Below are 25,681 nucleotides of genomic sequence, written 5' to 3' on the forward strand. Positions count from 1 at the left end.
CGCACCCAAACACACAAACCAGTTATCTTTAGAAAAGCTGAATCGCCCTACGAAATACTCAGTCCGCGTTAGATGATAGTTTTTTAGACAACAATGTCTGAACCAAACTCAGCAGGACCACTGTAGATAAAGATACAAAAAAGGAAATAAAAGGAACTCGACTAATAGCAAAATAAGGTTTACTGTTCAACAAAACAGGCGCACATTCAAAAACTAAAAATTCAAAAAGATAAGCAAAGGTAAACAACACTGAAGCAAAAAGTACACCAAAAAGAAAAAAACGAACCTTCTCAAAAGGTGAAAACTCTTTTAAGCCCCAAACCGCCCCAAACACACAAACAGCCACCACAAAAAAACCAGTCAAACCCGCAACAACAAAAAAATCAGAAGCTTCCATGAAAACAACCGAAGGCAAAACATTAAAAAAAACACCCAAGAGACCTCCACTTAAAACAAATTTCCATCTGTTACCTTGTAACATAACTTTAATTTTTGAACCAACACTCATGTATTTCAACTCCTAAGGGAGGGTTTACTGGGGCTCTGAACGGGATTTAGGAGAGAAAGAAAATGAAAACCAACGAGCAAAGTTGGAAATCATCTCCAGAGCCCACTCAGCCCCTCTTTTTTGCCAATGCTTCTCCTAACAAAAAAAGGAAAAAGGAAAGTTGTTGTTTTGCGGCTGTCTATTTCCGTTTCCTTAGCACTAGCACCGCTGCGGCGGCGACCACGATTATAACTGCTGCACCAATAGCGATGTAAGTCAAGGTTGGCGTGGCTGCTGTAGTAGCTGGCTGCGGAGCCGCACTAGGCGAAGGCGAAACAGACGGTACAGGAGTTGACACTGGCGGAGGAGTTCCCGCAGATGCCGGAGTTGGGGAGACAACGGCGCTAGCTGCAGATGCTTCTGTTACGACAAAAGCTGACTTTGCAGTAGACGACAAGAAGTACTGATCGCCCTCAAATCGCGCTGTAACAACATACGAACCAGGAACAGGCGGAGTCCAAGTAGTGCAGAAGAAGCCAGAGTCATCACTAGTAACAATGCCAACATCTTGATAGTTGCCATTAGGATCAAAAGCTAACAAATGCACATCAACAGGAATACCAGTTTGCGCACCAGTAGACTGCACTGCAACAGTGCCTTCAAACAATACAGCTGAACCCAGCGTCTGGAATTTCGGTGCAGCATCCACTGTCACCAAAGTAGGCAAAGCTGGACCGGAAGTTTGCACTGCTGGGGCTTCTTCGAAGCAGTAAAGAGCCCAGTCCATACTCGTCAAATACAGCGAACCGTTATAGGGCGTCGGAATCGAGTGCAATTCGTCGCCTCCAAGTTGGTACCACGAGTATTTTGCTCCAGTTGAGGCATCCAGTACATACAGGGTTCCCACTTCGTTTATGGCGTAGACCACCCCGTAAGAGTAGGATAAACCTGGAGCTATGCCCTCGCGAGACGTGTATGTGCTCCATGTTTTGTTTCCAGTAGTAGCATTGACGCAGCTCACAGAGTAGAAGTCACTAAGATAGACTGAGCCGCTGTGGTATAACAAGCCAGCCTGACCGGTTCCTTGATTCTGCTCAGGAGTGCCCGGATTATTTCCAGTTTGGTACAGCCAAATCATTGCGCCTGTGGTGGCGTTCAGAGCGTAGTTATTTCTGTAGGTTCCTTGAGCAAAAACCATGCCATCACCAAGCGTTACAGAACCCAGAATCCACCAGGGGGCTGAAGCGCCACCTAAATAGCCAGGGCATACAACGTTGAAAATGACCGCACCTGTTTCTGCGTCGAGCTTTGTTACGTTAAAACCTGCGCTTCCTGCTACACCGTTAACTCCAATATAGACTGCACCATCAGCCACTGCAGGAGTTCCATCCACGTATCCGCGTGTAGCAGCCGCTGATGAGCCCCCTATTCTTGCGCCCGCATTATATTTCCAAACTTCAGATCCACTATTCGCATCGAAACAGTAAAGCGTGTTACCTCCAGCAACGTATACCTTGTCGTCTGTAACTATTGGAGAGCCAGACCCTACGCTAGCACTTGATTGCCACACCTTAGTTCCAGTTGTTGCATCCAAACAGTAGACGTTACCATCGTCTGGACCTGTGTACAGCTTGCCATTGCCTACCGCTACTGTGCTACTGAAGCCTATTTTGCCTGTCGAATAGTTCCATATCGATGCACCGGTGTCAGCATTTAACGCGTAGATATTACCATCCCATGAGCTTACATACGCCACACCATTAACAAGCGTTGGCGAGGACACTAAAGCACCGCCTGTCTGAGCACTCCACTTAAGGGCCAAGTTTGTTGGGCCGTAACCCACGCCAGAGTGCGCTGGATCGTTCATGAACATTGACCAATCACGGGGTGTGTTGCCTATGCACCACACCTGATTGCTGCCGCCACCATAACCTGTTTCCCCTGTATATACAAATGTGCCATTCGCCCATGTTGAAGTACAAGGAATTATGTACAGATTTCCGTAGGCAACACACTGAAGATTGCGTGGTGCACCGTTTTCTATAGGTAGACGCCAAATTAGCTCACCAGTGTAAGCGTCGAAGCAGTCAAACTCAGAGTGGCTGGGCATACCTGTATCTGGATCTGCATATTGGTTTTCACCCATTTGAACGTAGATTTTACCATCTGCAATCGAAAGTTGGTTGGTGAAACCGACACCGGGTCCGTTCTTTTTCCATACGAGTTGACCAGTGGTTGCATTTACAGCGTAGATATAGCCATCCTGGTTCTTTGAGTATATCATACCGTATGCTGCACCTTGGTATCCAAAGAACTCATTAAAGAAGCTGTTTGGGTTGTAAGACCAAAGGTGTTCGCCGGTGGTGGCGTTCCAACCTTCCATTACGCCGTTGATGCCAGCAGCAGAGAATACACCGTCGACATAAGTCATCCCGCTGAATGCACCACGCTTCGTATTAACTGTCCACATTGTCGCTCCAGTTGAAGCGTTAACGCCTGTTAGGTAATTTAGGCTGGTTGACATAACCACTACTCCGCCACCGTATGCCGCGGGTGACTCCGAGCCATATTTACCGTAATCTGCGCTAGTTGTTCTGTTCCACGCTACGGTTGGGGGTTGTGATGGGTCGTTGAGTTTCCACCCTATAGTATTAATGACGAACATTTTCTGTTCAGGAATGTACCCCACTGTAGGCGTATAGCCCCCAGCACTAAACCCTGTCGGACCTGTCCACACTTTTGTACCATCGGCAATTCTAACACAGTCGGAGCCGTAGATCATGTAAGTATTGTCTACGCCGAAAATACTGTTGATGCTAAGTGTACCAAGGGTCGGTCTTGACCAGACGATTTTTCCTGTTGTATGGTCAAGAGCGTATAATGTACCAGCTTGGCTGGGATAACCTTGTGGAACATCACTTACAAGAATCAAGCCCCCTAAGGCTACTATTTGACTGTGCAGGACAGTTGGCAAAGTAGTTGTCCACTGCAAGTTCGGAGAATTAGGAGCTGGACCAGCAGTGAAATACGTGTTACTGGCATCCCCGCCTATTTTGGGATAACCATATTGCAGCAGGTCATTCGCGGTTTGTGCTTCAGCCGTAGGCATTGTAAAATCTGAGATTGCAAAGAGAACTGAAGAAAGCATAAGAAAAGCCAAAAAAAGGGCAGTTATAACTCTTCTATCTTTGTTTTTTTCTTTCATTTTTTTTACTCCTATACCGTGAAAAGGCTTAAAAGATTTTTAAAAACTTGTAAGAAACTAAAGTTTAGACAACTTTTGTTGAAAATCCAAAAAAGCTAAACGTTACTGTACTCAACATTATCGCTAATAATGGAGAGACTAAAAGGAATGGAAGATACTGTAAAAGCCTTCAGTGAGTTGGGCTTGACAGAACTGGAAGCAAGAATTCTAGTCGCTCTGCAAAAGCATAATCGCACGACCGCTAAAGACATCTCAGTAACACTAGATGTTCATAGACAACAAATTTACAACGCTTTGACTGACCTGCAGAAAAAAGGGTTAGTAACGGAACAGCTTGGCAGACCAAGCCAGTTCAAAACAGCGCCATTAAACCAGTTATTTGGCATACTACTTGAGAGGAAATCGAATTGGCTTTCCAACATGGAAAAGAAAACAGCCGAAATATCGAAAACTTTCAAGGAAAGCCTACCAGAATATAACGTAAAAGCTGAATATACATTCGATTTAATAACCGGAACGGAAAGAGTAAAGAGCGCCCTTCATAAGTGGGGAAAACCTTCAAGGACAATAGATACTACGGTAAAATTCGACCCCCTTATGCTGCGGATCGCAGAAGCACTTGACACGCGCAGAATTGAATATAGAAAAGATTTAGAACTACGAATAGTGACAGATAATACTAAATATTATTCTACTTTTCGGCAAAATTTCCCAAAACGAGAGGTCAGGGTCTTAAAGTATCCTGTTCCGCTTGAACTGGTTATATACGACAGAAAAAGGGCGCATTTGGCTGTTTATCCAAATAGATGCGTCTCAGCATCATCTGAAGTTGCGGTGTTAACTTCTAATCACCCGTGCTTTGTCGAGATGCTACAAAACTGCTTTGACATACTATGGAGAGCATCGAAAGAAAAGCCGAACCTTATACTTGACAAATAGCAGGTAAGTTTAATCGAACAGAAGACACAGTGACCAGTTTCAGAGTTGAGAGAGTTTGCTGGGGCTCTGACGCGAATCGGAGAGAAGGATACCCAGCGAGTAAACATCTTTTGCATCCAGAGCCCTCTCAGCCACTTTTAGGGTTTTCAAAAGAAAAAGGGGGTTAGGGGGTTTTGCGTTTTCTTAACGCAAGAGCTGCTGCGGCTGCAACAACAATTACGACCGCTACTCCGATGGCGATGTAGGTGGTTGTGGGGACATCGCTGGTAGGTGGAACGGCAAGCGCGGGGGTCGGTGACGCAGTTTGCATTGGAGTTTGTGTTGGGCTTGCAGGCGCCGGAGTGGGTGTTCCCTGAACTGTGGGCAGGGGGGATGCTGCGACAGCTTCATCAACTGCGAAGGCGGTTTTTGCCGATGACCCGTAGTAGGAGTTTGACCCCTCAAAAGTGGCAACCACTGTGTAAAGTCCAGGCACTGGAGGACACCACTGGGTTGCAAAGTTGCCGTAAATGTCGCTGGTTACAGGGCCAATTTCTTGCGTGTTGCCGTTGGGGTCAAAAGCAGTCAACTTAACAGTAACCCCTTCTGCATCCAGAGGCTTGGCTTGCTTAGCGTACATGTACTCCATCCAAGCCTGCATGTCCTCATCGGCGATTGCGGGAGTGCCTGCTTGCGCGGGGGTTTGGTCTGTCACGGTGCCTTCAATTAATACGCTGCTTCCTTCCGTGGAGATTTTTGGAGCAACAGTCACGGTGGTTTCGCTTGGTCCTTTACCGTAACAGTAGATTTGGTTGTCGTAGAAGTTGAGTCCAACAAGGAAGCCGTCCGCCGCCACTGCTGACCCCCAATGCAGAATCTTCCAGATTTCTGCTCCGTCAGAGGCGTTGATGCATCGCAGATAAGAACCGCGCCACAATGGCTGGGTGGGAGAGTGCTCGGTGGAGTAGGTGTAGATTTTGCCGTCACAAATACACGCAACTGAGATGGGGTAGCCGCCGTAGGGGGATTCAAAGCCAACCTGAGAAGCGTTGTAAACCCAAAGGAGCTCACCAGTTGTGATGTTGTAGGCGTACAGGTCTCCGCTGGATAAACCAGTTGACGAAATGAGTTTTCCGTCGTAGATGGTGCCAGTCATGCCGTAGAACTTCATTTGCGGTTCAGGGTCTGTTGGTCCCCAAATTTGCTCGCCTGTTTCTAGGTCAAAGCCCCACCATTGCCGCGTCATAGACTGTGAATAGATGAAGACGCCGTCTTCAGGGTCAACTGTGGGTCCGCTCATGCTGCCTCCGCCGAAAACTCCGGTGATTGCGCGGTCAGGAACACTTTCGGGTGGCGTGAAGGTTATGTTCCAGAGCAGTGTGCCTTCTTCGCCAGGTTTAAGGCTCAGCGCCCAAAGGTTACCTTCTTCGACGTAAGTGCCGTTGTTTTTGCCTGAAGTTCCGCCGATAACAAACTCGTCCTCACGAACCACACGAAGGCTGCCAGCCATCTGAGGCACGGAAACATTCAAGGAATAGCCGTTGTTGCCGTCGTAGGTCACGTTTAAGCCAGGCCGCCAAAGCCAGTACTCAGCAAACGTAGTACCCCAAACGGGTTTCCACCAAATCGTTTGGGTAGTGTTCCAGCACTGCAAGTAGAAAGGTTCTGTTGCGGGAGCCATCGGATTGGCGGGGTCAGATGTGCCCACGATGTTGTAGTAGGTTAAACTGCCGTCGTCGCCGTAAACTGAAACGCCTCCGCCGCCGAAAAAGCCGCCTCCGCCAGCCCATGAAGGAACGTTTTCTATGCTGCACATGTAGTTGCCAGTAAACGCGTCAAACATCATCCAAGTTGCGCCCGCTGACTCCATGAAGCCGCCTGCACTACCGGTTGACCAGAGGTAGGGTTTGCCGCCGTGCTGGTTAGGTGAGTCATAGTTGAATATTTGGCCAAACGCTAATGCCCCGCCTGTGATTGCTCCTGACGAGGAGCCACTTGGTGTAGATATGGGTCCGGTGGTGTTGTGGAAGTATAAGGTTTCTCCCGTGTATAAGTCGAGGCAGTACCAGCCGTATTTGGGTAGTGATTGAACGTTGTAGAAGATTTTTCCGTCAAGAATTATCGGTGGATTTAGGCTCAAACCTTCGTAGTCGGATGTTGAGTAGCCGGTGTCGCCAAATCGGGTATCCATCAAGCCTCCTGACCACATTGGAGTAGCCCACATTATGTGCGGACTTTCAGGCCCCAGCCCAAACGCGTAATTGCTTGTTGGCCCAATATTTTGAGCTGCCCCGCCTAGCCAGTTGCCGGCAAGGTATGCCCAGTTGCGGTTGGCTTCGTTGATGGGTCTGGTCCAGAATTCGGTTGGTAGAGGGGCTTCAGGCCAGCCTTCGATTGGGTCTTGCTGTACGGTTACGGTGACGGGGTCGCTGCTGCTGGCGGCGAAAGTGTCGTTGATGTATGAATCACCGCCCATGAAGTAGCCGCCTTCAGGTTTAGGCAAACCAGTAACTATATGCTCTGCAACTTTAGCAACAACGGTGTAGGTTCCGATTTGCGTTGGCTGATAGCTGGTCCAGCCACTGCCGACGGGGTCAGAAGTGATTGGGCCAATTGTGTCTATGGAACCGTCGGGTTTGGTGACTTCCACAGTGAAATCCCACCTGTCACCGTAGGCGCCGTTTGCGGTTGGCGGATACGCAGCGGTCCAAAAGACGATGGTAAACGGTTGGTCAACACCAATGACATCGTTTGTTACTGAAACGTAGGTGTATGTGGGAACTGTCCATGGGGGGTCGTGTGCAGTGACAGGGGGGAGTGCAATCAGAGAAGTAATTGTTAGCATCAGAAGTAACGCAGTTACAGCGATAGCTGCTTGGTCAGACGTATTTTTCTTTTTATTCTTTCGGATTTTCATTTTCTCTCATTCTCCTGAATTCCATAGTTCAGTAGTTGTTTTTGTATCAACTTAAGGGTTGGAATGTCGCACTCCGACAGACAGAACCGTCAGTTACCAAAAATTTTTATGCAAACCACACTGAATAGAAACTGGAGAGAGAATAGTGGAGATTCAAGAAGAAGACGTGAAAACTCTCACTTCCTTGGAGCTCACACCAAGACAAGCCAGAGTATATCTTGCCCTAGTTTTAACGGGAAGAACCACTATTAAAAAAATCGCCAAAGTAGCAAAGGTATCCCGACAAGACATCTATAGGATAATAGCGGCTCTACAAAAACTGGGCTTAGTTGACAGGGCACTCACGCTGCCGGCAACGTTTAAGGCAGTTTCGTTAGAAGAAGGCCTCGCTATTCTGCTGCAGCGGCAGAAAAAGGCTCTTTGCAAAACCCAACTTGAAGCGGAGCGGCTTTTTGAGAAATTCAGAGAACAACCTCCAGATGCCAACTCACCCCAGGAGGAGCCCCAGTTTATTTTGATTGCCGGACGAGAAAGAATAGCAACAGCCTTCAGAGAAGACTTAGCCACAGCCCAAGAATGCATCAGCATGAGCAGTTCATGGGAAGTTTTCAGGGAATTCATCTTCGATTTTAACTTTAACTTAACAGAAGCAGGAAAACGAGGCGTGATAGTTAGAGCGGCTATAGACAGGCCGTATAATGATAACGCGTTTTTGGCGATAACGCAGTTCCTCAAGAAAAACCCGATGTTCAGCCTCCGATTCACCCGAGAAGAAAAGCCGCTCTTCATGCTAATCACCGACAAGAACGCCGTGAATATGTTCATGGACACCATCACTACGGTTTACGCCAATGACCTCACAATGATGAAGTCAACCAACCGCATCTTCACAAATCTAGCACATTTCTACTTTGAAAGCATGTGGAACCAAGCAGAGAAAAACCTAACACACGAATACAATTACGCCTAACAAAAAGTTAAGATTAAAAATTGAGGCAGGGCGGTTACTCCGCTAGATGAACGGTTACGTTGCCTTCGCTGTCTTTTGTGGCGCGCACCCGGATTTTCCGGGGTGGTTTCTCAATGCCTTTGCTCCAGAGGTACTCGTTGACTTCGTTGGTTATTGTGAGGGTTGGAGGTTCTTCGTCTTCTTCTTCAGCGCGGGTGGGGACCTTCATGTGTTTCACGACGTAAGCCCGAAGCATACGCATGGCTCGCGGCGAACGTTTTCGCGGAGGCATAATCAAGGCTTTAGCAAGGGGTATGGTGTAGGTTTTCTCTTCAACGATTTCTTCTTCATCTTTTTTCTTCTTTTTCGTAGGAGTTGGGGCTAATTCAACGGGTACAGCTTCAGGCTTTGCGGCTTCTTCAGCTTCAACTTCAGCCTCCAAAGAGTCCATGAGGTTTTCTTCAATGGGCTTGTCTTCGGTTGCTTCCGCTATAGGTTCCTGAGACAGCTCTTCGGGTTTTGCTTCATTGACCATGGTCATGTTTCTCCTATGCCTTTATTTTACGGGTTCGCCAGTTTCTTCGGCGTTTAGGGTTGGTTCTCACTTTGCCGTCTGTCCGCGCAATTACCCATGTGGGAACAGATTCCTTTTGTTTACCGGCTTTAGCTAATCTTAGTTTCTTGGCTGCTGGTTTAACTCGCGCCATACTTTCAAATCCTAGTTATTCTTGTTTCCCGCTTCCGAGATTGAAGCTGGATTAATATTTGCTTCAGCTGCGCATCAGAGATAGGAAGAGCAATTCGTCCTGTCTGTGCCAGCTGGATGAGTTGCAGTTCCAACTGCTCTGTGAAGTCCCGCTTAACCATCTTGAGATTGGTAAGACGTTGCCGTGCTTCTGGCGACAAAATCTGTCTAAGCAGGGCTTCCTTTTGGGCTTCTACGTCCCTTTCAGCTTGAGCTTGCCTTTGCTCGTCGGAGCCCCGCTGCTGATATGCAGAAAGCTTTCTTCGACGGATCGCTTCAAGCTCATCATCAGACATTGATTCATTCGCCTTGATACTTCTTAAGTTCAGGAGCGGTCTTCACAAGTTCCTTGTGGAGGTCTTGGCTAACTTCCTTCATCATTTTTCTGCCTTTAGGCGTTAGGATTCTGCCTTTGGGGCGAGTAATCTGAACAAAACCAGCGGCTTCAAGTTGCTGGAGAACTTTGCGGATGTTACCGCCGCCTGCTTTGGAGGCATGATTTAGTCTAACTGTGAAGCCTTTCCTTCCGCCGTAGTCGCTGCGGAGTTTTTCCAGCCCGATGGGTCCGTGAACGTAGACTTTGCGGAGTAAACTTGCTGCACGGATGTACCACCAGTCAGGGTTTTGAGGCTGCTTCTCAGTATGACTGCCAGTCTTTGCTACTGCAGCCCATGATGGAGGCTGAACTTGCTCAACGTTTTCCTTAAGATATTTGGCTAAACGTTCAATGAATTGTGAAACGGGAACATCGTATGGAGTTGTCAAGATTCTCGACTCTTCTAGGCTATTCCTTGCAGTAAGACAACCTAGCCCAATATAAATATTCTCTGGGTGGAAAAAAATTTTGTTTCCAGTTCACCACAGTCACGGGACACGGAGCTAAGGCGGCGTTGGCGTGAAATCGGCGGAACCAAAAGAACCCGCCGCCGAACAAAGCATACGACTATGCATATTCGAATTGAGGGCGTAGCTTTAAAACCTTAAAGCACTAATAATAAACAGAAACGCGGTGAACCCCATGAAAGCTCTTGTCCTAAGCGGCGGAAAAGGCACACGCCTAAGACCCCTAACATTCACATGCGCCAAACAACTCATACCCGTAGCCAACAAACCCATCTTAGGCTACGTACTAGACCAAGTCCGCCAAACCAGCATTACCCAAGTGGGCATAATAACCGCGCCTGAAACCCAAAACAACGTCAAAGACTACGTCCAAAACGGCGCCCAATGGGGCTTTGACATCGCATACATCCCCCAAGAGCCCCTCGGGTTAGCTCACGCCGTAAAAACAGCTCAACCATTCTTGGCGGAAGACTCGTTTGTCATGTGCCTTGGCGACAACGTCACCGGACAAGGAATAAAACCCTTTGTAGAAAAATTCCAAACCGAAAACCTCGACGCCCTTATCATACTTAAAGAAGTGGAGGATCCCTCGCGGTTTGGCATCGCCCAACTGGACAGCGACGGTAACATTGTGCGGTTGGTTGAGAAGCCTAAAACGCCCATGGGAAACTTGGCTATCATCGGAACCTACCTTTTCTCTAACAAAGTTCACCAAGCCATCGAGCGCATCAAGCCCAGCTGGCGGGGAGAACTTGAAATAACTGATGCCGTACAAGAAATGGTCAACTTAGGGTTTAAGGTAAAAGCTGAAATCCTTAACTCATGGTGGCTAGACACAGGCAAAAAAGACGACATCCTCAGCGCAAACGCCAAAATCCTAGACGAATACATCCACCATGAAGTAAAAGGGCAGGTGGAAAACAGCGTTATCGAGGGACGCGTCTTTGTGGCAGAGGGCGCCAAGATAGTTAACAGCACGGTTAGGGGACCGGCAGTTATCGGCAGAAACGCCTTAGTGGAAGACTCTTTCATTGGTCCCTTCACAAGCGTAGGCAACGACTCGATAGTTGCTCATTCACATGTGGAGTACAGTGTGGTTTTGGAAAACGTCACCGTAGAAAACGTTGAGCGCCTTGAAGACAGCCTCATTGGCAGAAAAGCGAAAGTTACCCGAAACAAGAAAGTCAACACCATAAAACTCCATATAGGCGACTACTCCGAAGTAGATGTGTAGAAACTAAACCTGTTCGGCTTGAAGCGGACAAATGTTAAATAACAAGCTGAACAAAAGAACAAGTATTCGAAGGAAAAGTGATACGGATGCTGCCTGGAATAGTAGTTAAACATTTGAAACGATTTTTTGACGAAAGAGGCTCCTTCATGGAAGTCTTTAGAAAAGACTGCAAGGACCTTCTAATAGATGGCGATGTTATCTCCCAAGCAAACTTGTCCACAACATACCCCGGAATCATCCGAGCCTGGCATCGTCACCTGCGTGGACAAACAGACTACTTTTTGGCGCTGAAGGGCGCAATCAAAATTGGCGTCTACGACGACGAAACCGCCGAACTTAACGAAATAGTTTCCTCAGGCACAAGCATTCAGGCAGTCCGAGTGCCAGGCCACTTTTGGCACGGCTTTAAAGCCGTAGGCAACGAACAGGCTATGTTACTTTACTTCACCACTAACTTGTATGACGCCGCGGATCCAGATGAGGAGCGTCGACCCTGGAACGACCCCGCTTTAATTCCAAAAATCATTAACGGTAAAACTAAGGACCCTCGTGTTGGCAAACCTTGGGACTGGAATTACCCGCCACATAAGTGATTGCCATGAAAATACTTGTCACCGGCGGATTAGGATTCATAGGAAGCAACTTCTGCCGCCACATACTCACCAAACACCCAGACTACGAACTGATAAATCTGGACAGGATGGGCATAGGCGCCAACCCCGCCAGCATGCAAGACGCTGAAAACAACCCCAACTACCGATTCATAAAAGGCGACATATGCAACATTCCACTTCTGCACAAAACCATCAGCCAAGTTGACGCGGTGGTAAATTTTGCGGCGGAAACGCACGTAGACCGCAGCATAAGCGACCCCTACACGTTTGTGCAGAACAACACCATCGGAACCTACACTGTTCTGGACGCAGTACGTAAACATAACCTGCATGCGCGTATGGTGCAAATTTCCACCGACGAGGTGTATGGCACGGCGGTTCAAGGGTCATTCACCGAAAAAGACACACCTAACCCGTCAAACCCCTATTCCGCTTCTAAAGCAGCGGCAGACATGTTTGTGCTTGCTTACCATAAAACTTACAAGCTGAACGTTTCGATAACGCGGTGTACAAATAATTTTGGAGCGTACCAGTTGCCAGAGAAACTCATCCCAAAAACTATCATCCGCGCCCTCAAAGACCTGCCGATTCCCATCTATGGCACAGGTACTAACATCCGCGACTGGATATATGTGCAAGACCACTGCACCGCCGTGGAAACAGTTCTGGAGAAGGGAGAAGCTGGCGAGGTCTACAATGTTTCAGCAAAGAACGAAGCCACTAACTTGGAGATAGTGAAGAGAATTCTGGAGTTGCTGGACAAGCCAGAAAGTCTAATCACGTTTGTGGAAGACCGCCCAGGACACGACACACGCTACAGCTTAGACTCCACAAAGCTTCAAACGGAACTGGGTTGGAAACCCGCATTCTCCTTCAAAGAAGCATTGGAGTCAACTGTGAAGTGGTATGTTGAAAACGAGAAAGCGTGGACACCATTTGCTACACAAGATATACTTTCGCCAACCCCATGGAAGACTGCTGGCGGTAGCCGATGAAACTTGTAGTTACAGGTGCCAGCGGGCTGTACGGCTCTAAACTTGTGGAATTCGCCGTTGACCAGGGGCATCAAGTTTACGCGTTCCACAATCAGCACCCTGCCCCGCATGGAACCCCAGTTAAGCTGGACATAACCAGCAAAGAAGAACTGCAAGCTGAAATTCAGAGAATTCAGCCTGACGCCATCGTGCATGCCGCAACCCTGACGGGGGTGGACCAGTGTGAGCTGAATCGCGAGTTGGCGTGGAAGATAAACGTGGAAGGCACCCAAAGCATTGTTGAAGCGGCAAAGGCAACGGGCGCTTTTTTGTTGTATGTTTCGACCGACTACGTTTTTGACGGCGAAAAAGGCGGCTACACAGAAGACGATTTGCCCAGCCCCGTCAACTACTATGGGTACACGAAGCTGAAGGCTGAGGAAGCCGTCAAAAAAAGCTCAAGTGAGTACTGTATTGGGCGCACCAGCGTCATTTACGGTTCAACTCCAGCGGCAGGCAAAATCAACTTTGCCCTGTGGCTTTTAGACGAACTTAGAAAAGGAGAACAAGTGAAGGTGTTTGTGGACCAGTGGAATTCCCCCACACTCAACAGCAGCCTTGCCGACATGACTTTGGAGGTTGTGGAACGTAAACTGACGGGGGTTTTTCATTTGTCGGGGGCTTCCCGCATAAACCGATACGAGTTTGCAATGGCGCTTGCCAAGACATCGGGGGTAGATGAATCGTTAGTTGTGCCTGCCCGTTCAGAAGAGTTGTCTTTTCCCGCCAAACGCCCCAAAGACTCCTCGCTTGACACAACAAAAGCCCAACAGACTCTAAAGCATAAGCCACTGCAGATAGCTGAAGCCTTAAAGAGGCTTAAAACCGAAACAAACAAGCCTCAAGAATAACAACAAAGTAATTTCAGTGGGTTGTTGCAGTTGTTGACTGAGGGCGTTTCTGTGGTCACCACAACATGGAACGAAGCAGACAACATCGAAAAGTTAGTCACCGCGGTACGCAAAGTGTTGGCAGGGGTTGCTCACGAAATCATCGTGGTTGATGACAGCTCAACCGACGGAACCATCGAAATCACCCAGCGGGTAGCTGATGTGGCGGTCTCAAAGCAGCGCGAAGGACAAAGCAAAGGTCTACTGCACGGGATGCAACTGGCAAAATACCCCTTCGTCGTAACCATCGACGCCGATTTAGAGAACGACCCCAAATACATCCCACAAATGCTCCAGCAAATGCAGGCGGGCGCTGATGTGGTGGTGGCTTCCCGCACCAAGATTCCGCGGTTTTCCGAAAAGGTAGCCTCCAAAACGCTGGGCAAACTGGTGGGGGTGACGGATTTTTTCTCAAATTTTCGGGCTTTTCGAACCGAGCACGTGCCGATGTTTGTTTTGGGCGAGGGGGAAATGTTTGGCTCAGAATTTCTGATACTTGCAAAAAAACACAAACTGAAAATAACCGAAATCCGCTACGAGGCGCCGCCTAGACGCCAAAACCCCCGCATTGGAGGCACCTTAAGGGCGAACGTGAGGATTCTTTGGGCAACAGCCAAAGCCATGTGGTTATATGTGAAGTAGCCGAAGCAGAAAGAATGATTGTTAAGAAGCCCGTTTTCTTGTTTGCTTCTATCTCCTTTCCTTATGAAGTATCAGCAGAACTGAAGCCGACAATAAAAGGCAAAAAGCCCGCCTATTTGCCGTCTATTAGCATCCAAATAGCAATTGTATGCAGAACCTATAGAGGGGAGGGTCGACATTATAGGATTCGGTAGTTGAAGCGACAGGGAAAATGGGAAATCGTAGAGGGGATAGGGGTAGGCGATAGGTAGTCAACCTACCTTCAAGCACAAGCGGTACGGGGAAAGTAGACAAAAACAGAGAGAAAATCGGCATCAGATTATGTAAAAAGCATAAATACCGTCTGGATACACTTAGGAAGTGGTGTTTCAGATGCCCGTTCAGCAAGTCAGCGTGTTTTTAGATAATCGACCTGGCTCACTTTCAGAGATGCTGTGCCACCTTGAGAAACTTCAAATCAAAATTTACGCGCTCTCCATCGCCGAAGCAGGCGAATATGGAGTAATCCGCATGATAACCGCCGACCCCCAAAAAGTCGCGCAGTCACTGGAAGACGCCAACTTTAACCTCGCCAAAGCCAAGAAAAACACCGAAGTCACCGCCATCCTCATAACCGACAAAAACCCCATCTCAAAAATAGCCAAAATCCTAGGCGAAAAGGAAGTCAACATTGAATACGCTTACTCGTCAGCGGTTCATTACGACGGTAAATACGTGCTTGTGGCAAGGCCACGAGAGATTGAGGTCGCCGAGAAAGCCCTCCAAGACAACGAAGTTGCGACCCTGACATTGGAAGAAATCAAACAACACTTCCAATAATAGACAAAGACAGGCAAAATTATTTTAGAAGGCTGAACCAGAGAACATCCATCAACAGTCACATATGCAGCCACAGGGCTACTGGGGAAAACTGATGAGTGACAACAAACACTGGAACAAAACCGTAGAAACTATGCCGAGAAAACAAATCCGCGAACTCCAACTTAAAAAACTTAAAGCACAAGTCAAACATTGCTACGAAAACTCGGCGTTTTACCAAAGAAAATTCAAAACTGCAGGCATCACGCCAGACAGCATAAAAACCTTGGAAGACCTGCAGAAAATTCCCTTCACAGTCAAAACCGACCTGAGAGACAACTACCCCACGGGGCTAGTCGCCGTGGACTCAGGCAACATCGTGGAAATCCACGCGTCAAGCGGAACCACAGGCAACCCAATAGTGGGCGCGTACACCAAAACGGACATGGAAGCCTGGCAAGAAGTCATGGCACGCTCCATCTACACCACAGGCGGAAGAAAAGAAGACGTAATACACATCGCCTACGGCTACGGGTTATTCACAGGCGGATTAGGCTTCCATTATGGTGCCCAAAAAATCGGCATCGAAACCGTCCCCGCAAGCGGCGGCATGACCCAACGGCAAATAAAGCTCATGAAAGATTTAGGCGCAACAATTCTCTGCTGCACCCCAAGCTTTGCCGTGTACCTCTCCGAAGTCATGGCAGCTGAAGGCGTAAACCCCAAAAAAGACCTAAAACTACGCACAGGCATATTTGGCGCTGAACCTTGGTCAGACCGAACCCGCCAACGCATAAACACGGCTCTTGGCATTGACGCCTTTGACATTTACGGACTAACAGAACTGTGCGGTCCAGGCGTAGCCGTTGAATGCCCCGAACACAACGGGTTACACATCTGGGAAGACCACTTCATTGTCGAAACCATCAACCCTGAAACAGGCGAAGTTCTCTCTGAAGGCGAAGAAGGCGAACTGGTCTTCACTCCGCTTTCCAAAACGGGCATGCCGCTGCTTCGGTACCGCACCAGAGACATATCCGTTATCGAAACCGACATGTGCCCATGCAGACGCACACACTCCCGCATGATGCGCGTCAGCGGCAGGTCAGATGACATGCTCATAATACGGGGGGTCAACGTGTTTCCCAGCCAAATCGAATACGTCATCATGGGCTTCCCTGAGTTAGCAACCCAATACGAGATTTACGTGGACCGCCCAGACGCCTTGGACACTTTCGCCGTGAAAGTTGAGTTAACAGAAGAATACTCAAAGAGCACCGCCCTAAACATGAACGAGTTGAAAAGCAGAATCCTAAGCAAAATCAACAACGTCACAGGACTTAACCCCGAAATCCAGATTGTCAAATATGGCGAAATCCCACGAACCGAAGGCAAAGCCAAACACGTTTTTGACAAACGCAAAGGTAAAACCTAAAAGGTAAACCTGATGGCGCCCAAGATTGCATCTGACAAACCCAACAGCTTCCTGCTGCTTAACGGGGACGAAGCAGTCGCACGCGGCGCCTTAGAAGCAGGCATAAAAGTTGCAGCAGCCTACCCTGGAACGCCTTCAACGGAGATTTTAGAAGCCATCGCAGCAGTGGCTAAACAGTTCGGGATTTACGCGGAGTGGAGCATAAACGAAATTGTAGCCATGGAAGTCGCTGTCGGTGCCTCGATGGCGGGCGTCCGTTCCATCGTGTCCATGAAGCATGTCGGGTTAAATGTGGCTGCAGACGCCGCCATGACGCTGGCGTATACGGGTGTTGTTGGCGGGTTGGTTATTGCTGTGTGCGATGACCCCGCCATGCATAGCAGCCAAAACGAGCAGGACACACGCTACTTCGCGATTCACTCCAACATTCCGCTACTGGACGCGGGCAGCCCCCAAGAAGCCTACGAAATGACCCGCGACGCCTTTGAACTAAGCGAAATACTGCAGTTGCCCATCCTCGTGCGGTTAACAACCCGCGTTGCACACGGAAAAGCCCGCGTCAAAATCGGCAAATTCCAAGCTCTCAAACGAAAAGCGGAATTTGACAAGGAATGCGCCAAATGGGTTATGGTTCCCCAAAACGCCTTAAGGCAACACCGCATCCTCAAAAGCCGCTTGACACAGGCAGAAAAACTGGTTAACGAATCCAAATTCAACATCATTGAAGATAACAACAAAGAAATGGGCGTTATTGGCAGCGGCATCGGCTTCTACCACGCCAAATCCCTGCTTGAGCAGGGGCAGTTTTCTTGGTTGAAACTGGGTGCAGTGTATCCGTTTCCCCGCGGCTTGGTTGAACGATTTGTTTCAAAGCTCAAGAAGGTAATTGTGGTTGAAGAACTGCGCCCCTACGTGGAGGACAATTTACACGGCTTAAACGTGGAAGTTCTGGGCAAAGAACAGTTGGGGTTGGAGGAAATCGGCGAATTCACCCCCGACGGCATCAGAACAGCTTTCGCTGAACAGGGTTATCTGAGCCCCGCTGAACCCCAAACCACAGAGGAGCTACCCCAGCGTCCTCCAGGTCTTTGCCCAGGGTGCCCTCACCGCGCATTTTACTACGCCATAAACACCGTAAACCAGTTTGTCAGCTGCAACCCCGAGAAATGTGTAGGCTGTGACATCTGCGAGTTAGCTTGCTCTTGGGAGAAAGAAAAAGTCTTCAACCCCACCAAATCAAGAATACGCGCAGTCAGACTAAACATAATCACTAATGTTGCTTTGACGTGTCGCCTCTGCCCTGACGCCGCCTGCATTCAAGCCTGCCCAAAAGACGCATTAAGCCAGTCTAAAGAAACCCGCATCATAACTGTTGACCCAGACAAATGCAACGGCTGCGGCTGGTGCGTCGAAGCCTGCGAATACGGCTCCTTGACGCTTCACCCAACAAAGCATCAAGCCATAGCCTGTGACACGTGCAATGGCGACCCCAAATGCGTTCAAGCTTGCCCCGAATCCGCCCTAACGTTCATGGGACGCGCAAACGACAAAATCGTCACGGGAGACATAGGCTGCTACACGCTGGGCTGCTTGCCGCCAGTGAACACCGTTCAAACCTGCCTTTGCATGGGCGGAGGAATTTCTCAAGCAGCAGGTATGGCACACGCCGGCGTAAAAGACAAAACGTTCGCTGTTATTGGGGACTCAACTTTCTTCCACGGGGGCATGCCGGGGCTGCTTAACATTGCCTATAACAAGGCAAACGTCTGCGTCGTCGTTCTGGATAACCGCACCGTAGCCATGACGGGACATCAACCCACGCCAGAATCAGGCAAAACCGCCATGGGAGACGACGCGAAAATAGTCAACGTGGAAGCCATTGCAAAAAGCTTGGGCATCGAAAAAATAGATGCCATAGACCCCTACGACCTTAAAAAAACTACACAGGTTCTAAGGGAAACCATGAATTACAAGGGACCAAGCGTCATCATTTCCTTACGTCCTTGCCCGCTTAAAATCGAAAAAGGACCCCTCAGACAAGTTCAACAGACCTGCAACGGCTGCGGCTTATGCGTCAAAGCCTACGGGTGCCCCGCCATCTCCCTAAATGGCAACCGCGCCGAAATCGACGAGACCCTCTGCAGCGGTTGCGGAGTATGCGAACAAGTCTGCCCATTCAACGCAATAAGGAGCAAAGATGCCCAATGAAGCTGGACCTCATTTTCACGGGCGTTGGTGGTCAAGGTGTTGTGGTTCTAAGCGACATTTTCTGTGAAGCAGCCATGCTTGACGGTTTTGATGTTGCCAAGGCGGAAATTCATGGGATGGCACAGCGGGGCGGCTCCATAAGTGCACATGTCCGCGTCGGCGAGAAGGTTTTGTCGCCTTTGATTGAAACGGGCAAGGCTGAGGTGGTTGTGGGTTTTGAGGTTCTGGAAACCGCCCGAGCAATGACTATGTTGAAGCAAAAAGGTACCGTAGTGGTTAACACCAAATACATTCCTCCCGGCGGCGAATTATCAGGTTCAGGCAAGGCGTACAGTGTTGAGTCGCTTCTTGAATTAATCCGCAAAAAAGCGCTAAAAGTTCACGAAGTAGATGGAATAGCCCTCGCAAGCAAACTGGGCAATCTGCTTGTGGTAAACACCATTTTGCTGGGTGCCGTTTCCGCTCTCCCAGAAGTCCCAATTAAAATTGGGTCATTTCAGCAAGCCATTGCGGGCAGGCTGAAAGAGAAGTACATACAACTTAACCTGCGAGCATTCCAGCTTGGTCGAGAAAGCGTTTTATCTCGTTAGCTTCACCTAAAAGGCAAAGTACATCCAAAATAGGAGGAGACAGACAAATGAAGGGAACAGACTACTTCAGGCAATACATAGGCATCCAACAAGTCGAAGCAAAAGACGGTTACGCAAAAATGACCATGGAAGTCACTAAACAACACACAAACGCGTTAGGCTTCACTCATGGGGGAGCCCTTTTCTCGTTTGCAGACTGCGCCTTCGCCGAAGCCTCAAATTTCGGAGACAAAGTCGCCGTTGCGGTTCAGGTAAGCATAAACTTTCTCAGACCCACAAAAGAAGGCGACCTGCTAACTGCCGAGGCGGTCAGGGTTTCAGAGGGCAAAACCTTCGGATTATACAACATCACGATACGCAAGGAAGAAAAAATCGTCGCGGTTTTCTCAGGGTTAGCCTGCAAACAGTAAACAACAATCGGTCGGCAAAGCTCTTATACAGCTAAACCAACCTGCTAACGTAAACGAGGGAAACCCCATCCAAAAGAACCTGTCAGTAGCAAAATTCGGCGGCAGCCTTTTAGACACAGAAGGCAGAGGCATTCCCAAAATCCTCAAAAGCATCCGCGAACTACACAAAACCGACGCAGTGGGTCCAATTACGGTTTTTTCTGCTCCAACAGGCTGCACGGACGAGCTAATTCGCATAGGCGAAAGCTGCGCCCAATCAAGGAAATCTTCCGTAAACTCCATCTTCAAGATATACGAAAACCTCGCAGCCGCCTACGTCAAAGAAGACCACATGAAACAGGCAAAAGCCGATTTGGAGTTTTACAGGTCACAAACCGAAAAGGCATTAGCAAGTGTTAACAGAAGATTTAGCGGCAACATAAAGGCAAAGGTTCTCGCATATGGCGGAGAACTTGCAACTGCAAACCTCATGAGCCACATCATGCAAAGCCACGATTTAAACAGCATCAACCTTTCGCCCCATGACTGGCCCATAGTCACTGACGACGATTTTGAAGACGCCACACCCAACCCCGAACTAAGCCAAACACGCCTCAACAGCCTGACCAAGCCGCTGCAAGAGGGAAAAATAGTTTCTATGGGCGGGTTTTTCGCAGAGACCTCCGACGGGTTGGAAACGGTTTTGGGAAGAGGCGGCTCCGACCTTTCAGCCGTTTTCGTTTCCTGCCTACTAAGCGGAGAATACGATACACAAACCCTGCTATACAAGGATGTCCCAGTTCAAAGTGCTGACCCCAAAGTGGTCAAAGGACAAAAAACAGAACACGTTCCAGCATTAACATACAATGAGGCACATAAAGCGTCCATGATGGGTATGAAGATTGTTCAGAGTTCGGCAATCGCGTTAGCCAGACAATTCGCGGTTCCGCTCAAGGTGGTGCCCATTGATGAACCCGAAAGCTACTCAACCATACAAGCCGAAAAAACAGGCAATCAAATCGTCAAGTGCTTAACAGGCAAAACAGGATGCGCCATCTTGACGATGCACGACGAGAAAAGCCGCTCGCTAGAGGATTCCCTGCGGATATGGGAAAAACGCAACGACTTCATGGATTTGGGCGCAGAAACAATGGAAACAGGAGAAAGAATCCGCGACTTCCTATTTCTGGATTCGGACTATCTGAAAAAGAACGAGGAAAAACTCAAAGGGTTCGACGAGCACCTAAAAGTAGAGTACGGCCTGGGCGTAGTTACGCTCATCGGAGACCGCATGAAAAACTCACACGGAGTGGCTTCAATTGCCATCAGCGCAATTCAGGGCTTGAACATAAAGCGGGGAATTTTTGCGCCGCACACATCCCAAATCATAATCGTGGTCCAAGACAGCAACGTCAAAGCTGCAGTTGCTCTGATTCACCAGAAAATGGATGAACTCAACAAACCGCCAACTTAACCCCACCATTCACTCAAGAAAAGCGTGTAGTGCATAAACAAAAAACATAAGGAACCCTAAATAGTCCTTGAATACTCTACAATAGAAACGTGCGGCAGGAGCATAAAAACACGTGAATTTCACCGCAAAACAGATAGCGCGACAACGCATACAAACACTTATCCAACAAGCAGCAAACACATACAAGGCTGACCCGAAACGGGCTCAAAGTTACCTGTGGACCGCCAGAAAAGTAGCGATGGCAGCCAGAATTCGACTGCCACCCACATGCAAACAGCAAATCTGCAAAAAATGCAACACCCTGCTTATCCCGGGGGAAAGCAGTCGTGTGCGGATAAAGCCTCGAAGGGAACCCCACGTTGTGGTCACCTGTTTAGAGTGTGGTTACCAAACCCGAATACCCCTCAAAGCCAAAAAGGAGAAAACAAAAAGTGAGCAAAATAACCTCAAAAATGAAGAGACACGTTAAGCACGAACTCAAAGAAGAAGGACCCACAATTTGGGTAGGAAAAGAAGGCTTAACCCCGCAAGTGTTAGTTCAAGTTGAAAATCAACTGCAAAAAACAAAGATGGTGAAAATCCGGATTCTCAAAAGTGCACTTGTAACAGATACTGCAAAAGCCATTGCAACCAGAACCGCAGAGCAATTGAACGCGGCGCTTGTGGAAGTCCGTGGACACGTCTTTATCATTTACAGACGCCGAAAGAAGCAAACACCAACACCTGAAACCGACAAGCAATAAGTAGGCGTCAACGGCGTCGCTTGTTCAGATTCTTGCGTATTAAGGAAACAAGTTATATTCGCCGAAAAAGTTGTAGTTTAATGTTCGAGCAGCTATTGTTGTGCTGTTTGAAGAGTTGGGAGTAAGGTAAGCGGCTTAGAGGAGACAGAACAAAACGCATACATTATATCCCGATTCCAGCATGTTTCATGGAGGTGAAACGATATGAAAATAGGTGAATTAATCCAAGAATCAGACTGGAAAACCGAAAAGCACGTTCCTGTTATTGACTGCCCTGACACCGTTAAAAAAGACGAGATTTTTGAGGTAACTGCAAGCATAGGCAAAGAGGTTACTCACCCTAACACAACTGCACACCACATCTGTTGGATAGACTTGTACTTCCACCCTGAAGGCGAAAAGTTCCCACACCAAATCGGCAAATTCGAATTTACCGCCCACGGAGCTTCAGCACAAGGACCCGACACAAGCACAGTTTACACCCACCACAAAGCAACAGCAAGCATGAAAACAAGCAAACCAGGAACCCTATTCGCAGTCTCAATGTGCAACATACACGGACTCTGGCAGTACTCAAAACCGATAAAGGTAGAATAAACTACCTCAGGAACATAACCACAATATCCCCTTATTATTCTTCAAATAAAAAACAGCTGAAACGTTATAAAAAAAACCGGCGCTGCCAACAAAAAAGACAGAAAAGCATAACGCAAAACTGCAGGTTCCGCCGATTGTTACACTCGCAAAACAGTCATGAGTTTATCCATATAATCGAGTAAAATACACAATATTTTACCTACGCCACCTAAGCCACTAGCAATTCCACGCAAATTACGAATGTCAAGGTGAGTTATTGTTCTCGTAAATATCGCAACTGGAAGCAGAACTAACAGAAAGAGAACCACACCTAAAACAAGTTCAACCCAACTGGAAAAGCTCAACAACGAAATGGTAACAAAAGTTATAATTGCAGCTACCGCTGAGGAAAACAGGATTTTTGCAGAAGACCCCCAATCTACACTTACCCCGTAGGTTTTCTTGATGAACCATAGCCCCATGATTAGGCTGGGAATATTTGCGGTAAGGAGAGTCGCGATTAGACCCAAGACACCAAACCGCATAATCATAACATAACCCATCGGAAAACCTATCAATCCGGTAACCAATCCCATCTTCAAAACAAAACCCGTCTGCCCTTGACCATTTAGAAGTCCACCCAAGCTAAGGTGACCAAACGCGGCGTATAGGTATTGAATTGCAAGCAGAGCCAAAAATAGTGGAGCTGTTTCGTAAGTGTCTCCAAAAAGTGCTGCCACGGCTGGTCCTGACAAACACATCACAATAGCCGTAGCTGGAACGACAAAAAAAGATGCATACTTCACTGAAAACTGGAATATACTCTTCAGGTTTTCACGGTCTTTCACGGCATCCAGTTTTGAAAAGGCAGGAAACATCATGGTTGTTATTGGCATAGCGAAGAAAGTTATCAGAACAACAAAATTCATGGCTACGCTATAGTTTCCAATCATCACGTTGTCTTCTATATAATGAATAGGCAATAAAAACGCATAATATTGTGGCAAAATAGACGTAATGAGCACAGCAAAGGACAAAGGCAAACAATACGTTAACATTGCGGTTAAGTAAGCTTTTATTTCAAGCCTATTAGTAGAAGGCTTAGGCAAATGCCTGTAAATGTTCCAAATAAGGATCACGCCAACAACACCACCAATGTAGGTTCCTGCTGTGAAACCAATAATTGCGCCATTAACTTCAAGACCCAAGAGAACCAAGCCAATTATGATTGCCGTTTTAAAGGCACTTTGACAGATCATCATGATGCTGTTTAGTTCCAGCCTTTCATAGCCAGTAAATGCAGCAGTGGCAGCTGAAACCAGCCCGCTTGCAAAAACAGAAAAAGAAACAATCTGGATAAGAGGGGCTATAACTGGACGGTTAAAGACGCTGGTGGCTAAGAAATCGGCAAATAAAAACGAAAAAACGGAGAGGAGCAAACCTGAAGCGACCTCAAAGATTAGTCCTGAAAGGTATACGCTTCTAATTTCATCAAGTCTATTCTCAGCGCGATACTGAGCCGTGAAGCGTATCATTGCTGAGTTCATGCCCCAGTCTCTGAAAATGTAGATCAGGTTTGGAACGGTCAAAACGACTGCATACAACCCGTATGAATCGGAGCCTAACAGTCGAGCAATGAATATAGTGCCTATTGAGGAAATCAGGGTGGAAATTACGAGTCCCCAGAGGAAGTGGAAACTGCCTTTCGCTGAAGTTTTTGCGATGTCTGCAGTTTTGCTCATGTTGTCCTCATCGTCCCCAGTTGTATAGAAGGTTACGGATACAATTTCGACAGGTTATGCTTATCGTTTTTGGTCGTAACAGGATGAGGTGACAGAAGCTGTTGTTCGAGAAAATCAAACTTTAAGAGGTACCTCTAAAACTTGACCACACCTAACACGAAGCACCTACGCGACACCGAACTTATAAGGAGCTATTTTCAGCGACAACAGGTTTTCTGTTTAATTTGCTAAGTAACCCCGTGCTGGTTTTTGTCAATGAAGGTAAACCAATGAGGTCTGTGGAGACTGCTAGAAGCCTAACCAAAAGTGCAAAAGGCAGAGCAATCTCGAGAGGGGCGCCGATGTTGGTCAGCAAAAAGACATAGGCTGCTTCCTGCAGACCTAAACCTGCAAAGGTTATTGGAACATACATGAAAACAGCGGTTAGGGGACCCATGAAAAGCATGTCCAAAAAGGTGGGTTGAGCTAGACTAAGGGCTTGCGCGAGAACATAAAGGGAGATTCCACTAAACAGCACTGAAGCTAAAATCGAGATGATAATGGTTTTGGCTGATTTTCGTATTGCCACTTTGTCTTTGGAAAACGTCGCACGTAGAGATTCAAGTTTCCTAATCAAAATGCCTATGATGGGAAGTTTTGAGAGCCGCTGAAGCAGACCTGAAAAACAGTTAGTCCAGACCAGCACGGTTAAACCGATGCCTCCAACAAGCAGCAAGGTTATGCCGAGAAGCATGGCTTGGACCATGGTTGGGTCAATATTGATGCGGGTTAAAAAGTAGATTAGAGCGATAGTTGAGAAGGCGGCTTTGATGAAAAAGTTAAAGGCGCCTACAGACATCACGCTTATCATGCCCTTTTCTAATGGGACAGCCCTCAACTGGTTAAGCAGGACGGGAGTTGCAAAGTAACCTGATTTTGCGGGAGTAACGTCACTTAGAAGTTGTCCTCCAAAGTTTGCCAACTGAGTTATTCGCAGGGGTGGCGCGGCGTTGGTTGCTTTCAAAGCGCCATGCAGTGCGAAACCTATGGATAAAGAGGATAAAATGAAAAACGCTATAGACAAACCTAAAACAGGTATGTTAATGTGGGACAAAGCGTGGTAGGTTTCGGACAGGTTCACATTTTGGAACAGCAGGTACAAAATAAGAAGGCTGACCGCTACCTGGACAGGAATGAGCAGAGTTCTTATGCGTTTTTGCGATAAATTCAACAGGCAACTACCTTATTGGGTTAAGCCACAACAGCTAA

General features: G+C 47.8%; 25 protein-coding genes. 16 read left to right on the forward strand and 9 right to left on the reverse strand.

Annotation, left to right across the window (positions count from 1 at the left end; genetic code table 11):
- Positions 1 to 58 precede the first annotated feature (58 nt).
- Positions 59 to 508 (reverse strand): hypothetical protein, encoded by a 450-nt coding sequence (locus ACBZ72_07520; protein ID XES76030.1) that lies wholly within the window; start codon positions 506 to 508, stop codon positions 59 to 61.
- A 178-nt stretch (positions 509 to 686) separates the two neighbouring features.
- Positions 687 to 3,692 carry a PQQ-binding-like beta-propeller repeat protein gene (locus tag ACBZ72_07525; protein XES76031.1) on the reverse strand — a complete coding sequence of 1,002 codons (3,006 nt, stop codon included), beginning with the start codon at positions 3,690 to 3,692 and terminating at the stop codon, positions 687 to 689.
- Between the two features lie 147 nt (positions 3,693 to 3,839).
- Between ACBZ72_07525 and ACBZ72_07530 the strand changes: the two genes are divergently transcribed.
- Positions 3,840 to 4,631, forward strand: coding sequence for a TrmB family transcriptional regulator (locus ACBZ72_07530; protein ID XES76032.1), 792 nt, complete (start codon positions 3,840 to 3,842; stop codon positions 4,629 to 4,631).
- 163 nt (positions 4,632 to 4,794) lie between these two features.
- Here the strand turns inward: ACBZ72_07530 and ACBZ72_07535 are convergent, their stop codons facing one another.
- On the reverse strand, positions 4,795 to 7,527 hold the full coding sequence (locus ACBZ72_07535; GenBank protein XES76033.1) for a PQQ-binding-like beta-propeller repeat protein: 2,733 nt from the start codon (positions 7,525 to 7,527) through the stop codon (positions 4,795 to 4,797).
- Positions 7,528 to 7,672: 145 nt separating this feature from the next.
- On the opposite strand from ACBZ72_07535, the gene ACBZ72_07540 reads away from it, so the two are divergent.
- A complete protein-coding gene (locus ACBZ72_07540; protein XES76034.1) occupies positions 7,673 to 8,497 on the forward strand; it encodes a TrmB family transcriptional regulator in 825 nt (274 codons plus the stop codon).
- A 34-nt stretch (positions 8,498 to 8,531) separates the two neighbouring features.
- Here ACBZ72_07540 and ACBZ72_07545 read toward each other — a convergent pair whose 3' ends face one another.
- The 4 genes from ACBZ72_07545 to ACBZ72_07560 are packed head-to-tail and all read right to left on the reverse strand — an operon-like array spanning position 8,532 to position 9,986.
- Positions 8,532 to 9,011 carry a 50S ribosomal protein L31e gene (locus ACBZ72_07545; protein ID XES76035.1) on the reverse strand — a complete coding sequence of 160 codons (480 nt, stop codon included), beginning with the start codon at positions 9,009 to 9,011 and terminating at the stop codon, positions 8,532 to 8,534.
- 13 nt (positions 9,012 to 9,024) lie between these two features.
- Positions 9,025 to 9,183, reverse strand: coding sequence for a 50S ribosomal protein L39e (locus ACBZ72_07550; protein ID XES76036.1), 159 nt, complete (start codon positions 9,181 to 9,183; stop codon positions 9,025 to 9,027).
- 4 nt (positions 9,184 to 9,187) lie between these two features.
- Positions 9,188 to 9,535, reverse strand: coding sequence for a DNA-binding protein (locus ACBZ72_07555; protein ID XES78664.1), 348 nt, complete (start codon positions 9,533 to 9,535; stop codon positions 9,188 to 9,190).
- A complete protein-coding gene (locus ACBZ72_07560; protein XES76037.1) occupies positions 9,522 to 9,986 on the reverse strand; it encodes a 30S ribosomal protein S19e in 465 nt (154 codons plus the stop codon). The genes ACBZ72_07555 and ACBZ72_07560 overlap by 14 nt, the downstream gene beginning before the upstream one ends.
- Before the next feature lie 253 nt (positions 9,987 to 10,239).
- Here ACBZ72_07560 and ACBZ72_07565 point away from each other — a divergent pair, with 253 nt between their 5' ends.
- From ACBZ72_07565 to ACBZ72_07630, 14 genes are all read left to right on the forward strand, one after another.
- Positions 10,240 to 11,298: a glucose-1-phosphate thymidylyltransferase gene (locus tag ACBZ72_07565; GenBank protein XES76038.1), complete on the forward strand. Its 1,059-nt coding sequence runs from the start codon at positions 10,240 to 10,242 to the stop codon at positions 11,296 to 11,298.
- A gap of 86 nt (positions 11,299 to 11,384) precedes the next feature.
- Positions 11,385 to 11,891, forward strand: a complete 507-nt coding sequence (locus tag ACBZ72_07570) for a dTDP-4-dehydrorhamnose 3,5-epimerase family protein (GenBank protein XES76039.1) — start codon at positions 11,385 to 11,387, stop codon at positions 11,889 to 11,891.
- 5 nt (positions 11,892 to 11,896) lie between these two features.
- Positions 11,897 to 12,907 carry a dTDP-glucose 4,6-dehydratase gene (rfbB, locus tag ACBZ72_07575; GenBank protein ID XES76040.1) on the forward strand — a complete coding sequence of 337 codons (1,011 nt, stop codon included), beginning with the start codon at positions 11,897 to 11,899 and terminating at the stop codon, positions 12,905 to 12,907.
- Positions 12,904 to 13,797 carry a dTDP-4-dehydrorhamnose reductase gene (gene rfbD, locus ACBZ72_07580; protein XES76041.1) on the forward strand — a complete coding sequence of 298 codons (894 nt, stop codon included), beginning with the start codon at positions 12,904 to 12,906 and terminating at the stop codon, positions 13,795 to 13,797. Before rfbB ends, rfbD begins: the two co-directional genes overlap by 4 nt.
- 24 nt (positions 13,798 to 13,821) lie before the next feature.
- Positions 13,822 to 14,478, forward strand: a complete 657-nt coding sequence (locus ACBZ72_07585) for a glycosyltransferase (GenBank protein ID XES76042.1) — start codon at positions 13,822 to 13,824, stop codon at positions 14,476 to 14,478.
- 372 nt (positions 14,479 to 14,850) lie between these two features.
- Entirely contained in the window at positions 14,851 to 15,297 is a 447-nt protein-coding gene (locus ACBZ72_07590) for a hypothetical protein (GenBank protein XES76043.1), read from the forward strand.
- 94 nt (positions 15,298 to 15,391) lie between these two features.
- A complete protein-coding gene (locus tag ACBZ72_07595) occupies positions 15,392 to 16,711 on the forward strand; it encodes a phenylacetate--CoA ligase family protein (GenBank protein XES76044.1) in 1,320 nt (439 codons plus the stop codon).
- A gap of 12 nt (positions 16,712 to 16,723) precedes the next feature.
- Complete coding sequence (locus ACBZ72_07600; GenBank protein XES76045.1) at positions 16,724 to 18,919, forward strand: thiamine pyrophosphate-dependent enzyme; 2,196 nt, start codon at positions 16,724 to 16,726, stop codon at positions 18,917 to 18,919.
- A complete protein-coding gene (locus ACBZ72_07605) occupies positions 18,916 to 19,509 on the forward strand; it encodes an indolepyruvate oxidoreductase subunit beta (GenBank protein XES76046.1) in 594 nt (197 codons plus the stop codon). Before ACBZ72_07600 ends, ACBZ72_07605 begins: the two co-directional genes overlap by 4 nt.
- 47 nt (positions 19,510 to 19,556) lie before the next feature.
- Positions 19,557 to 19,919, forward strand: a complete 363-nt coding sequence (locus tag ACBZ72_07610) for a hotdog fold thioesterase (GenBank protein ID XES76047.1) — start codon at positions 19,557 to 19,559, stop codon at positions 19,917 to 19,919.
- Positions 19,920 to 19,998: 79 nt separating this feature from the next.
- On the forward strand, positions 19,999 to 21,372 hold the full coding sequence (locus tag ACBZ72_07615) for a hypothetical protein (GenBank protein XES78665.1): 1,374 nt from the start codon (positions 19,999 to 20,001) through the stop codon (positions 21,370 to 21,372).
- Positions 21,373 to 21,484: 112 nt separating this feature from the next.
- Entirely contained in the window at positions 21,485 to 21,841 is a 357-nt protein-coding gene (locus ACBZ72_07620) for a ribonuclease P protein component 4 (protein ID XES76048.1), read from the forward strand.
- Positions 21,804 to 22,115, forward strand: a complete 312-nt coding sequence (locus ACBZ72_07625; GenBank protein XES76049.1) for a YhbY family RNA-binding protein — start codon at positions 21,804 to 21,806, stop codon at positions 22,113 to 22,115. The genes ACBZ72_07620 and ACBZ72_07625 overlap by 38 nt, the downstream gene beginning before the upstream one ends.
- 204 nt (positions 22,116 to 22,319) lie before the next feature.
- Positions 22,320 to 22,712, forward strand: coding sequence for a class II SORL domain-containing protein (locus tag ACBZ72_07630; GenBank protein XES76050.1), 393 nt, complete (start codon positions 22,320 to 22,322; stop codon positions 22,710 to 22,712).
- A gap of 137 nt (positions 22,713 to 22,849) precedes the next feature.
- Here ACBZ72_07630 and ACBZ72_07635 read toward each other — a convergent pair whose 3' ends face one another.
- Positions 22,850 to 24,433: an oligosaccharide flippase family protein gene (locus ACBZ72_07635; GenBank protein XES76051.1), complete on the reverse strand. Its 1,584-nt coding sequence runs from the start codon at positions 24,431 to 24,433 to the stop codon at positions 22,850 to 22,852.
- A gap of 181 nt (positions 24,434 to 24,614) precedes the next feature.
- Positions 24,615 to 25,643: a lysylphosphatidylglycerol synthase transmembrane domain-containing protein gene (locus ACBZ72_07640; protein XES76052.1), complete on the reverse strand. Its 1,029-nt coding sequence runs from the start codon at positions 25,641 to 25,643 to the stop codon at positions 24,615 to 24,617.
- Positions 25,644 to 25,681 lie beyond the last annotated feature (38 nt).

The organism is Candidatus Bathyarchaeia archaeon, from assembly GCA_041447175.1.
In the GTDB taxonomy this organism is placed as follows: Archaea; Thermoproteota; Bathyarchaeia; order Bathyarchaeales; family Bathycorpusculaceae; genus JADGNF01.